The organism is Chryseobacterium populi (genome assembly GCF_000282115.1).
In the GTDB taxonomy this organism is placed as follows: Bacteria; Bacteroidota; Bacteroidia; order Flavobacteriales; family Weeksellaceae; genus Chryseobacterium; species Chryseobacterium populi.
Genome location: NZ_AKJY01000072.1, coordinates 1 through 12,936, shown reverse-complemented (window position 1 = coordinate 12,936; position 12,936 = coordinate 1). Strand labels below are relative to the sequence as shown.

At 36.3% G+C, this 12,936-nt stretch carries 9 protein-coding genes; 4 read left to right on the top strand and 5 right to left on the bottom strand.

Features of this window, described 5'->3' with window-relative positions:
• Positions 1-119: 119 nt before the first annotated feature.
• Positions 120-3,113 carry a SusC/RagA family TonB-linked outer membrane protein gene (locus tag PMI13_RS15965; protein WP_007845589.1) on the bottom strand — a complete coding sequence of 998 codons (2,994 nt, stop codon included), beginning with the start codon at positions 3,111-3,113 and terminating at the stop codon, positions 120-122.
• 666 nt (positions 3,114-3,779) lie between these two features.
• Here PMI13_RS15965 and PMI13_RS15960 point away from each other — a divergent pair.
• The 4 genes from PMI13_RS15960 (at position 3,780) to PMI13_RS21705 (ending at position 7,901) form a co-directional block, all read left to right on the top strand.
• Complete coding sequence (locus tag PMI13_RS15960) at positions 3,780-4,034, top strand: hypothetical protein (protein ID WP_156105541.1); 255 nt, start codon at positions 3,780-3,782, stop codon at positions 4,032-4,034.
• A 296-nt stretch (positions 4,035-4,330) separates the two neighbouring features.
• Entirely contained in the window at positions 4,331-6,379 is a 2,049-nt protein-coding gene (locus PMI13_RS15955) for an HsdM family class I SAM-dependent methyltransferase (RefSeq protein ID WP_034670022.1), read from the top strand.
• A 20-nt stretch (positions 6,380-6,399) separates the two neighbouring features.
• Entirely contained in the window at positions 6,400-7,524 is a 1,125-nt protein-coding gene (locus tag PMI13_RS15950) for a restriction endonuclease subunit S (protein ID WP_007845584.1), read from the top strand.
• 245 nt (positions 7,525-7,769) lie between these two features.
• Positions 7,770-7,901: a hypothetical protein gene (locus PMI13_RS21705; protein WP_007845582.1), complete on the top strand. Its 132-nt coding sequence runs from the start codon at positions 7,770-7,772 to the stop codon at positions 7,899-7,901.
• Positions 7,902-7,969: 68 nt separating this feature from the next.
• On the opposite strand, the gene PMI13_RS15945 is transcribed toward PMI13_RS21705, so the two are convergent.
• From PMI13_RS15945 to PMI13_RS15925, 4 genes are all read right to left on the bottom strand, one after another.
• Positions 7,970-10,057: a type IA DNA topoisomerase gene (locus PMI13_RS15945; RefSeq protein WP_007845581.1), complete on the bottom strand. Its 2,088-nt coding sequence runs from the start codon at positions 10,055-10,057 to the stop codon at positions 7,970-7,972.
• Positions 10,058-10,077: 20 nt separating this feature from the next.
• Complete coding sequence (locus PMI13_RS15940; RefSeq protein ID WP_007845579.1) at positions 10,078-11,532, bottom strand: DUF3945 domain-containing protein; 1,455 nt, start codon at positions 11,530-11,532, stop codon at positions 10,078-10,080.
• Positions 11,533-11,629: 97 nt separating this feature from the next.
• Positions 11,630-11,911: a helix-turn-helix domain-containing protein gene (locus PMI13_RS15935; RefSeq protein ID WP_007845572.1), complete on the bottom strand. Its 282-nt coding sequence runs from the start codon at positions 11,909-11,911 to the stop codon at positions 11,630-11,632.
• 524 nt (positions 11,912-12,435) lie between these two features.
• On the bottom strand, positions 12,436-12,936 hold a 501-nt coding region (locus PMI13_RS15925; RefSeq protein WP_007845568.1), incomplete at its 5' end, for a VIT1/CCC1 transporter family protein.

The following is a 12,936-nucleotide window of genomic DNA, read 5'->3' as shown; positions in this document are numbered from 1 at the left end:
ATATGGCGGTACTCATCAGATAGATGAGTGCAGCCATTATTATACTATTGAATATTGATTTCATTGTTTTTGTATTGGGTTAAATAATATGACGGTCTTTGGTTGCCGTTAAGCATTCATCACAGCGTAAGTTGAATGCCCAATGAATACGTTTTCAAGGGAGGCAGGAATCCAAAAGAGGTCATCTCGGGATCAATTCCAAAGAACTTCGTCCACGTCCAGAGGTTCTGCCCCTGAAAATAAAGTTTTACTTCCCTGAAAAAACCTGAATCCAAAGAAAGATTATAGGTAAGCTGCACATTTTTAAGCCTTATAAATGAAGCGTCAGAAACACTGGCATCACTATTTTGAAAAAGGCTGTGCGAAGAATTTGACGTAGAGCGGTACGGCATATAAAGGCCATTGGGATTCGAAGGCGACCATACATTCAATACCTCTACCGGGAGATTCGCCATAATACCTGGTGAAGACATTGCTGAGTTATAATTCCGGCTCTGCTGCTTTACAAACTGTAACAAAAATGAAAAGTTCCAGTTTCGGTAGCGTAACTCATTGCTTAGCCCTCCGTAAAACTGCTGTCCAAGATTTCTGATCACCTGCCTGTCATCCGGTGATGCGATCTTTCCGTCGCCATTGAAATCGGTAAAATCATAGACCAAGGTAGTAGGGTTTACCCCCTGAAGCTGGTAGAGTTTAACAATATTTACAGGCTGCCCGATCACATAAGTATTGGCATAGGATGAACCTTCAAGTCCCGGAAAGGAAATCAGCTTGTTTCGGGGAATGGTGATATTGAAAGAGCTTTTCCATGAAAAATTCCCCTTGTTGATAATTTCTCCGCTGGCCTCAAATTCAAATCCTGTATTCTGAATAACAGCATCCAGATTGGCCAGTACACTGCTGAATCCCGTTACTGAGGAAAGCTGATAACCTACCAGTTGATTTCCTGAGCGGTTTCGGTAATAGGCAGCACTTAGGTTAAGCCTGTTGTTGAACAATCCCAGTTCAAGAGCAGCTTCTGTTTTGATGGTTCTTTCCCAGCTGAAATCAGGATTGTAGAGTTTTGTTGGAGCCAGGCCGGTGCTGCCATTATAGATGAGATTAGCCGTAGCAAAGGTATCAAGGTATTGGTAATCCCCGATATTATCACTTCCCGATGAACCATAACTTCCTCTCAGCTTTCCAAAACTGAGCCATGAGATGTTCTTCATAAAATCTTCTTCCGAAAACAACCATGCTGCCCCAACAGCACCGAATATTGCATATTTATTATTGGGACCGAATCGGCTGCTGCCGTCTCTTCTTCCTGTAAGATTAAGGATATATTTTTTATCGTACTGATAGTTGATTCTGCCGAAAAAAGCACCGTATCGGTATTCAGTAGTGATCTGGTCAAGGACCACTTTATTGATTGCAGCACCTATATTATAGATAAAGGCATTACTCTCAAAACCAGATCCCTGAATTTCACCCCGGTCTGAAACATCTCTCTGATAAGTACCTCCCATCAGGATATCAAATTTATGTTTACCTGCTCTGTACATCCAGCTTATCTGGGGTTCTATCACCATAGACAGTCTGTTCTGGTTGGATTTTGAAGACATGGAATTGAGAGGTGTTGCCCCAGCAGAAGGGCTATACGCCGTACTCGGACGAAGTGACCATTCTTCAAAAGTCTGATAGGTTAAACCTCCATTGAGTTTGAGCTTAAAGTTTTCAAAAACTTCATACTCCATACTGATGTTGTTAAGGAATTGCAGATTGTTATTGGAATAGGAATTCTCAAAGGCAGCTGCGGGATTCGTAAACGTATTGTTTTCCCAGTTAAGGTTACCTTCCGCATCATAAAGAGCGGGTGCATTGGGAGCCAGTATATACGACTGTCTTGTTGCATCAGAGGTAATCAGATTATTGTCTGTTGCGGTAAAAATATTGGATGAGTTGAAACTGAATTTTCGATCAGCAGATCTGTGGCTGATATTTCCTGAAACGGTATTGGTTCTGTACCTGAAATCCCTGCCAAACACCGTGGTTTGTTCATTATGACCAAGACTGAGCAGGAAATTGGTATTTTCACTTCCACCACTGAGTGAAAGCTGGGTATTAGACAGAGCGGCATAATGGCCAATCAGTTCTTTTCTCCAATCGGTATAGCAGTTGGAATCCCAGGTTCCGTTGATGTCGTAGGCATTGGCAGGATAGACAGAGATATTGCTGTTGGCAAATGCCTGCTTTCTCATATCAAGATACTGAGCAGTATTCATCATTTTAAGGTTTGAAATGGCATGGCTCAGACCATAGGAGGAGTTCAGGGTCAGTTTTACCTTTCCTTTTTTTCCTTTTTTGGTGGTTACCAATACCACTCCATTAGCACCTCTTGAACCATAGATAGCAGTAGCGTCCGCATCTTTCAGGATCTCGAAACTTTCAATATCGTTAGGATTTATATTGTTTAACGGATTGATATCTGCATTGGGAAGGATACTTCCTGCATAGGAGGAACTGATTCCCGTACCCACCGGAACACCATCAATAATATAGAGCGGCTGATTGCCATCAATGACAGAATTGCTTCGGGTCCTAAGACTATTTCTGCCTCTGATCTGAATATCAAATCCACCTCCGGGAGTTCCTGAATTCTGGGTGATACTGACTCCTGCCATTCGTCCCTGTGCTGCTGACAGGACATTGGAGACAGGCTGATTTTCTATATCTTTTGCTGAAACTTTGGCGATACTTCCGGTTCTTTCTTTGTCTTTAACCTTGTAGTAGCCGGCGTTGAGAATAACTTCTTCGATTCCCTTTACTTTTTGTTCTAAGCTGATATTAACGACTTCCTGATTACTGAGTGTGAATTTTTCTTCTGCATAATCAGGGTGTCTGAACAATAGGATGGGATTTTCTGCTGAAACCTGTAATGTATAGGTTCCGTTGTTGCCAGTCATGGTTACCTGATCACTACCCTCTTGGGAGATTACAACTCCTGAAAGGGGCTTACTAGATGAGGTTACGGTACCGGAAATGGTGCGTGTTTGGGCTTTTGTAGTAATGCTTACACCAGTAAGCATGAGCCCAAAGAAAATGCCTCCTATATGGTAATAGGAATTTTTCATAGATTTGTAAAGGTTTTTAATTTTTAAAGATTAATTACTGAACTACGCTCTTTCCCGTAAGTGTCCAAACTGCATGGGAAGGGGCTTTTTTCTTTCTTCTGATTTTAAGTTGAGTAGTTTTTTGATTCATTTTTGATGTAAAGACTTTCCTGATGCCCTTCGGTATGAAAAAGACTGGTGAGGTTCTGTAAGCAGGGACCTTAAGGCACCGGAAAGAATTTAATATGAATGAAATCTGTGTTCCCGTGTAAGCTTGTTAAAGCCGCAATAGGTTGTACCCTCCTATTGTATCGTGTCTGATACTATTTTTAGGAAGCGGGCTTAGATTGTAATGTAGAGATAAAGCGAACTGCATTGAAAAAAACGGCATGGGACTCTACATTATCAGTAATAGGGGTACTGGTATACCTTGGAAACAGATAAGAGAGCCCACGCCTAGGTCGTGAGCTTAATACTTATCCTCTTGTTTCCTTAAAATTACCAGTTTTCTATTACAAGATTCTAAGCAATAGCTTCTATATTTCTTTTGAAGTATCGCAAAGTTACATTTATTGTAACCTATTTTACAAATATAATAAAAATATAATTGGTAAACAAAAGCGTACCGAATAAAAATTTGAATAGTTCTTAATTGCACTCATGTTTAATGATGTTGAAAAAATCATAATGATAAAGACTGCTATTGCATTACGGCTATTACTTAGCCGTAATAAAAGTCATTCTCAAAGTTATGATTCTGACAACATTGATAGTTATGAAAAAATTGCTATCAATTCTAATGCTGATATTAGAAAAGCAACTGTAACAAATGCTTTTAGTGGTAAAAAAAAGATCATCAATGATAACAATAACTCTTATTGTCGAATCAATGGGATTTACAATGTCAGATTTTGGTCAGCAATACAGCAATGTAACAAATGAACAAATTTTAGAATTTCAAAAAAATATTTTGAATAAAAAATCCTAACAAAAGCAGAATTCTCACTTTGATTCTATGCTAGTTAAAATTTTTTGCTTCTTTACTCTAATAATATTGATTTACTTTATACAACAGTAAATTACAGATTTTCATCAAATTGATTCCATTTCTATAAAATGTCTTATTAATAGTAAGAGATTGCATTAGATAATTGTATTGTTAAACTTCAAAAACCAAACAAACAAGTCCATCAAAAACTTTATCTTTGTGTGCCAAATTCGATTTGAACATTGAAGTAATGAAAGTAAAAACAACAACAAAATCAATTGAACCAAATATTGCAGATTTAGCAAATGGATGGCTTAAAAAATATAAATTAGATTACAAGCTAGAGCAAGAGTCACTAAACAGCGAAATTGACAAAGCTCTTTCATACTATTTTACAAAGAATGGCGGAGCAGGAGCAAATCGACCAGATGTAAAACTACTATTACAAGATAAATATCAAATTTTTTTTCCTGTATTAATTGAATATAAAGGATACAAGGGCAAACTTGTAAAAGTAGATGCTAATGGTCAGGTGGAAAATAGAACAGTAAAAAATGAACCGAATTTAAAAAACATTAGTGCTTACGCTGTAAATGGCGCAGTCCATTATGCAAATGCTTTACTTCATCACACTAGTTATACAGATGTAATAGCCATTGGTATGACAGGCTATAAAGATGATATAGGAAAACTACAATATGAAATAGGTGTATATCTTGTTTCTAAAAAAAATCTTGGAGCAGGACAGAGGGTTGGAGAATTTACGGACTTTTCTTTTTTAGCCTCCAAAAATTTTGATGCTTTTATTGAAAAGGTAAATACATTAGACTTAACTCAGGAAGAACTTGATAAACTGAAGGAACAAAGGGAGAGAGAAATTGATACTAGTTTAATCAAGTTGAACAATGATATCTATCAAAATGAAAAAGGTTTAGGTGAAAATGATCGGGTATATCTAGTTGCTGCTTCCATTATTGCGACACTTGGCATACCAGGAAAAGTTTCACCACTAGAAAAAACCGATTTAAAATCCTCAAACGAAAAGGGTAATAAAGACGGCGACATTATTATACGAAAAATTCGTGCTTTTCTAGATGAAAAAGACATACCTGTAGAAAAGAAAAATTTAATACTAAGAACATTAGAAAATACATTAACAACCGAAAATATTAACAAAGTTGAAAATGGAGAAACTCAACTAAAAAGGGTTTTTACTAAAATTGTGGATGATTTGGGTATTTACTACAAAATTGGTCTGACCACAGATTTTACAGGTAAATTGTTTAACGAAATGTATGGCTGGTTAGGCTTTTCTCAAGACAAGTTAAATGACGTTGTACTTACACCTTCCTATGTTGCTTCTCTATTAGTCAAACTTGCCAGAGTTAACAAAGATTCATATGTATGGGATTTTGCCACCGGTTCGGCAGGTCTGTTGGTTGCTGCAATGAATGAAATGCTGAATGATGCTAAAAACAACATTCAATCCCCAGACGAACTAACACAAAAGGAAATTAAAATCAAAGCAGAACAATTACTTGGTCTAGAATTATTATCAAGTGTTTACATGTTAGCAATCCTAAATATGATTTTGATGGGTGATGGTAGTTCTAACATCTTAAACACAGACTCAATTAAAGATTTTGACGGTAAGTATGGTTTTGGAAAACCCGATACCAAATTTCCTGCGGATGCTTTTATCCTTAATCCTCCTTATTCTGCTTCAGGAAATGGGATGAACTTTGTCGAAAAAGCAATGAATATGATGAATAATGGCTATGCTGCAATCATTATTCAACACTCATCAGGTTCCGGTAAAGCAGTTGATTATAATAAAAGAATTTTGACTAAACACACGCTTTTGGCAAGTATTAAAATGCCAATTGATATTTTCATTGGCAAATCTAGTGTACAAACTCAAATCTACGTGTTTAAAGTAAACGAAAAACATCATAAAGATGAGATTGTAAAATTTATAGATTTTAGCAATGATGGTTACGCACGATCTAACAGAAAAAAATCCAGTAATAATTTAAAAGATATTGACCGTGCTCAAGAACGCTATCAAGAAGTTGTAGACTTAGTTCGTTTTGGTAAAAGCAAATTGAAGATCTTTACAGAAAACGAATACTACGAAGGCCATATTGATCCAAATAATGGGGCCGACTGGAATCAATCTTCACCAATTGAGACTCAACCTACTCTGCAAGATTTCAAAAAAACAGTAAGCGCCTATTTATCATGGGATATAAGTAACTTACTGGAACAATATGCAGTTGATGAAAAATTGGGAAAGTAGACTCCCCACTTAACGATAAATTGAAAAATGTTGAGTGGGGGAAATTTAGGGTTGGTCAGTTATTTAAAATTGAAAACACTCTTAGTTTTAACACCAATAAGTTAGTTCCAGGTAAACAATTTGATTATGTAACAAGAACATCTCAAAACCAAGGAGTTTTACAAAAAACTGGTTTTGTAAATAGTAAAAATATAAATCAAGCAGGCACTTGGAGTTTAGGGCTTTTGCAAATGGATTTTTTCTATCGGCAAAACCCTTGGTATGCAGGTCAATTCGTTCGCAAAGTAATTCCTATAATTGATATTAAACCTATAGCAATTCCTTTTTTTACATCAGCATTAAACAAATTAAAGCAGCTTTTATTGTCAGTATTAGTTAGAAATGTGGATAAAACATTTTTAAATTCGGAATTAACTTTACCAATAAAGAAAGACGGAGATATTGATTTTGATTTTATGGAGCGTTTTGTTGCTGATTTAGAAGCGGAAAGAATTGAAAAACTTGAAAAATATCTTTCTGAAAATAAATTAAACAGCTATGAGCTAACAGAACAAGAAATAAAAACTTTAGAGAACTTCGAAAATATTGAGTGGGAGGAATTTAAAATTGGAAATCTATTTGAAAGAATAAACACGAAAAAGTTACCTTTCAAAGCAGATGAGCTATCAAAACATAAGACAGGCAAATATAATCTTCCATGCCTTACGTCCAGTTTCAAGAACCAAGGATTAAACTATTTTGCACCTAAAGAAGGGACTACTATTCTAAGGAATGTGATTTCGATTCCTTCAAATAGTGATATTTATCGAGCGTACTACCAATCAAGTGAATTTACAGTCTTATCAGATGCTTACGCAATTCGCTGGATTTTAGATGATGTTAAACTATTACCGAATCAGTATTTATTTGCTGTTCAATGTATTAACAAAGTAACCGATTTGCCTTTATATTCATATAAAAATAAATTAGGAGGATGGAATATAGTAAAAAGTAAATACATTCAATTACCTATCAAAAATGATAAACCTGATTATAGAATAATGGACATTCTAATTTCTGCCATTAATAAATCAGTAATCAAAGAGTTAGTTTTATATGTAGAAAGAAAAAAGAAAGAATTAAATGAACTGAATAAAATTAAATAAAATACCAACGCATAAACTGTAATGTGCGCTATAACATTAAATTCTATAAAAATAAGAATGGGCTTTCTTAGCTATAGATACCAAAAATAAAAGAAGGAGACCATTCGGTCTCCCTTTTCGTATATATAAAATCTTATTAATAATTACGAATTTCCGTAATGAAAATAATAACCAAAAATTTACTTTTGATCTGGTATTAATCTGTTTTGATATCAAAATAATTATTAATTAATCTTTATTGTACTATGAATACAATCGAAGCAATCAAACCAGGGCCCAAGCCTAAAAAACCAGATGGAGAACCTGACAGAAGAAGAAGGGTAAACCCTCCCAATCAACCAAAGCTAAAACCTCACGAGCACGAAAAAGGGGATTAGACTTGGATAAAATGTAAAATGTAGAAGCAGCTCATTGGCTTCTTCTTCACATTATTATTTTCTTGAAATTAATTCTTGTTTATGAATTCAAATGATGTACTGAAATCTTCTTTTAGAATGATAAAAGCATCAAACTTTTTACCGTTTTTACTTTTCATGTTTTTGATGAGTGATGTTTTGTTTTGGGTTAATAATAAAGTAAGATCTTTACTACTGAGTTGTACTCCGCATATAGTTCTGAAGAGAATCCATTTACACTGCTCATCTGGACATTTGACAATTTTATCTTTGATAAGGAGATGATGCTGTTGGCATTTGGGACATTTGAGTTGTGGGATGTTTTCTTGGGGAATATTGAGTGATAAAAGTTCGTTGGTGATTTCTGTTGTGTAGGCTTGGATGTTGTTGATGAATTGGTCTTTATTAAGTTCGCCTTTTTCAATTCTATCCAGTGCTATTTCCCATTCTGCGGTCATTTGGACATTGGCTATTTTTTTGTCTTTGACAAGGTTGTAAACCTGTAAGCCTTTATCGGTGGGATGCAACGTTTTGCTTTTCCTGATAATATAGTTTCTGCTGAGCAGGGTTTCAATAGTGGAAGCTCTGGTGGCCGGGGTTCCGATGCCGATATTGGATAGAGCTTTCTGCTCGTGTTTGTTTTCAATAGATCTGCCAGCATTTTCCATCGCTGATAAAAGATCAGCCTCTGTATATAGCTTGGGAGGTTGCGTTACTTTTTCCAATAATTCAGTTTTTGAGATCTTCAGTTCATCTCCTGTTTTGAATTCCGGAAGTTCAGTAAGGACTTCATTTTCATTATTGGAATTTTCATTGTCAGAAAGAATCCCTTTGATGGCTCGCCAGCCTTGATTGAGTATTTTTGATCCCTTGATCTGGAATTCGTAATGATGGACTTTTATCTGGATTTGGGTGACTTGCTTTGTACAGGTGTGGGATAAGGATTCCAATAAGCGGTAAGCAATCATCTCGTAAATGGCTTTTTCCGTAGAGCTAAGTGCAGAAGGTGTTTTGGTTGTTATGAGTAATCCGTGATGGTCGGTAACTTTTAGATCATTCACAATCCGCTTGTTGAAGTTTCCAAATTTTAAATGGGTTACAGCTGTTTTAAAGGGTTCGGTCTGATTCAGTATTCTGACCAGCTCAGGTATATCAGTCCATAAGTCTTCAGGAATATACTTGCTGCCGGTTCTGGGATAAGTGATGAACTGTTTTTCATATAAGCTTTGGGCTGTTTGTAAAACCTCATCAGCAGAAAGCCCCAGTTTCCTGTTGGCTTCTTTCTGGAGTTCAGTAAGATCGAAAAGCAAGGGAGATTGCTCCTGTATTGTTGTAATGGATACATCTTCTACAATAGCTTTTCCCTCCCGCTCTATAGACTTTTGGATTTGTTCCGCCTGCTTCCTTTCTTCCCACTGTAATAGTGAAAGGCTGGTGAAGTCTGTATATTCTTTTCTGTGGCTCAGCTGGATCTGAAAGTATTTTTGCTTGGTGAAGTTTTGATGCTGAAGAAACCGTTGACAGATTAAAGCAAGGGTTGGGGTTTGCACTCTGCCTAAAGAATAAACATCTTGATTTCTTGCGATGGTTAATGCCTGGGTAGCATTGATTCCAACCAGCCAGTCCGCTTCACTTCTGGCTTTAGCTGCTTGATACAAACCGTCAAAGGCATCGCCTGGTTGAAGGTTTTTAAAACCGTCCTGTATTGCTTTTTCGGTAAGGGAACTGATCCAGAGTCTTTCAAAGGGTTTGTTGCATTGTAGGTAGTGATAGATATAGCGGAAGATCAGCTCTCCTTCCCTTCCTGCATCGGTGGCGACAATAATACTGCTGCATTGACTGATGACTTGTTGTATGGTGTTGAGTTGTTGTAAAGCTGAAGGATCAGACTCATAGCCTTTTGTTCTCTTTAGCTTTTTAGGAGTCAGAATAAAGGGCTTGGGAAAGATAGGCAAAGAGGCTCTGTTAAAGCCTCTTATACCATAATCTTCCGGCATTCCTAACGATATCAAATGTCCCAATGCCCAGGTGACACAATAGCCATTACCGGATAAATAGCCATCTTTCTTTTCATGAGCTCCTAACAATTGTGCAATTTCTCTTGCAACGCTGGGTTTTTCTGCGATGATTGCTTTCATATGATGGATTTAGATGTTTATTATAGTTTTCGTCCTCTTGGTTTTCTAACCTTTTTTTGCTGATCTTCCTGTTGTTTATTAGTAGGCTGCTGCTGTTTGGATTCTAAAGGCTCCTTCAGATTTTTAGTAGCTTCATTAGTTTTACCCTGCGTATTAACCGCAGTTTGGGTTTTATGATCTTCTGTAGGTTTTGCCTCTTCTTTAAGTTTATTAGGATGATTGAAGGAGAAATCGGTTTTGGAAGTTTCTTTGTTGAAGGTAATATAACCTTGATAGGCTTTACCTTTAGCATCGGTAAGACCATCAACGTAAACGGTTTGCCCGGCTTTGAATTTTTCATATTGTGAATCGTCCAATTCTTTTCCTCTGAATACTTTGGGTGCTTCTTGATCCGTAGTTTGAGTTTGCTGTTGGTTATGATGGTGCTGTTGACTTTGTTGTTGATTCTGATTATTATTGAACAGAAATTCCACATAACGCTTATCCGCATTGAATTGTACGGTGGCATTGAAAGGCTCTCCTTTTTTTGAAGTCATCCCTTCAAGATACAATGGTCCTCCTTCCAGCAGGGTTTGTTTCTGATGTTCATCAAGCCTAATTCCTTTGATTTCATCAGGGATTTTCATGTACTCCGCTCGATAAGCTACGAGTTCATTGGTGAGTCGGTCACGGCTGATGACAGATGGAATAATTTCATCCGTCTTAGGATTGACCAGATCTACTACTCTGCCCATATTCCCGGTTTCCTTAAGATTCTTCTTGTCTTCATCCGTGAACTGATGACCCAGAAATTTATTATTGAGACTGGGCTCTTTTCGGATTCCATGCAGGTGAACGGCAACCTGTCCTGTATCTCCTGTTTGAAGGGATAATCGAACATCCATTTTGCTCACTGCCGTTCCCAGATTAATGGTAATGGGGATTAATGTATTGGTTTTAAAACCTCTGAGTAATGAATCCATCGCATTCATTTTTTCAAGCTTTTCCTGATTAAGTCCGAATTTTTCCATCGTTTTCCAGTCGATCTGTTCCGGCTGAAAACGGTACTCCTGATTGTCTGTGTTGTTGTCCATTGTATTTTGATTTTTTGGATTGTTATTGTGTTGAGGTAAAACTTCGTAGTCTTTCAGCTTTTCTTTTTCTTCAGGTGATGCCTGATCAATATATTTTTGAAGATCCTGAGCCGTATTGACGGCATCATACTCCGAAACTTTGAAAAAGTTGAAATGCGTTGGATTTTTAAGCTGCCGGTAAAAGTTGGAAAAGAAGTTGGAGAAAACATCTCCATGTTTATCAACGCTGATCAGCGGATCGTTATCCTTTTTTTCTTGTGGAGGAACTTTTTGAAGGTTTCCATCTTTATCTACACCTTTGACCATCTCAACCTGATTGGTATGAATGTTCAGGACAAGGAGTGTGTCTGTTGATGGTTTGAGTTCATCGGATTCCTGAGCGTTTATCAATTCATTTTCCATTGTATTTCATTTAATAGAACGAAGGTATAGGCTCAATTAAGAGGCTCTACAAGGGTGGAATGGTGATGAATGATTTGGCTGTTGATGTCTTTTTCTATCAAGAGTTTAAACACTCTCGGATGAGTTGATGGACATCAGAAAGCTTATAATACAGCTTTCCGCTGATGGTATAGTATGGCAGCTTTTTATCAGTCCGGTACCGCTGTAATGATCGGGAACTTATCTTTAAAAGCTGTAAAACATCCTGGTTATCCAGAAGCTGTTCCCCGTCTATTTCTATAAATCTGGATTGGTTCTTAAGCATTTGCTCTTTCAGAAGATCAAATCTTTCCATGATTCTCTCCATCCAGGCTATAAACTCTGTTCTTTCAATATTCATAATGGTGATTTTTATGATTGTTGGTGATGTAAAATTGGACAACAGAAATCATATAAAATCACTAGTTTTTCGTAGTTACGAAGAGATTTATTTTTTAGAAATAAATATTTTGCTAAAAATCGATATTTACAGTAAAATATTACTGTTACTCAATATTAACATGTTGACTCAAATCACCAATTTTTATTAATGAAGCATTATCATTTGCTATTAAGTAATCTTAACACAGTATTGGTGAGTTATATCTTTTCATTTATAAAATATAATATTACTTAGGCTAAATTCATTTACTCTTTTCCTGATTTTATCCGAATATTATTTTTAATATTGGGACTTCCATAAAATTGTTATCTGATATTATAAAGAAATTAAAATCAAAAAAATATCAACCTTGTTTAATTAAACAAGGTTGATATGAATGGCCAACTAAACTTATTATAAAATACACTTCGAATTAGATAAAATACGTAGATAAATTAGCATTTATCTGACATCAACAAAATCTATATAACTCACATTATATTTTAATTGACATTCACTCCAAATACATATCCTACTAAAGCGGTTATTCCCATGGCGACCGTTCCCCAGAAACAAATTCTCAGTATAGCAATCCCAATATGAGAACCTCCTGTTTTTGCAGAAATTGCTCCCAAAATCATTAAAAAAATAATAGAAAATCCATATTGAAAGTATACCATTTCCTTAATAGGTGCTAAAAAAGAAACCATAAAAGGTAGCAAAGCACCCAATGCGAATGATCCAAATGATGCAACAGCTGCAATTAATGGTTTTGCCTGGGTAATTTCATTAATACCTAATTCATCATGAGCATGAGCAGCTAACGCATCATGTTCGGTAAGCTCAGTAGCAACCTGTAGTGCAGTCTTTTTACTGACTCCCCTTCTCTCATAGATTTTCGCCAATTCTTTCAGCTCTACTTCAGGTATTTCTTCCAGTTCTCTTTTCTCACGCAATAAATCCGCTTTTTCAGTATCTTCTTGTGAACTGACTGAAACATACTC

What these genes read in the sequence shown, in the direction of transcription:
- PMI13_RS15960 (WP_156105541.1), top strand. Translation starts at nt 3,780, where the DNA reads ATGATAAAGACTGCTATTGCATTACGGCTATTACTTAGCCGTAATAAA.
- PMI13_RS15955 (WP_034670022.1), top strand. Translation starts at nt 4,331, where the DNA reads ATGAAAGTAAAAACAACAACAAAATCAATTGAACCAAATATTGCAGAT.
- PMI13_RS21705 (WP_007845582.1), top strand. Translation starts at nt 7,770, where the DNA reads ATGAATACAATCGAAGCAATCAAACCAGGGCCCAAGCCTAAAAAACCA.
- PMI13_RS15945 (WP_007845581.1), bottom strand. Translation starts at nt 10,057, where the DNA reads ATGAAAGCAATCATCGCAGAAAAACCCAGCGTTGCAAGAGAAATTGCA.
- PMI13_RS15965 (WP_007845589.1), bottom strand. Translation starts at nt 3,113, where the DNA reads ATGAAAAATTCCTATTACCATATAGGAGGCATTTTCTTTGGGCTCATG.
- PMI13_RS15935 (WP_007845572.1), bottom strand. Translation starts at nt 11,911, where the DNA reads ATGAATATTGAAAGAACAGAGTTTATAGCCTGGATGGAGAGAATCATG.
- PMI13_RS15940 (WP_007845579.1), bottom strand. Translation starts at nt 11,532, where the DNA reads ATGGAAAATGAATTGATAAACGCTCAGGAATCCGATGAACTCAAACCA.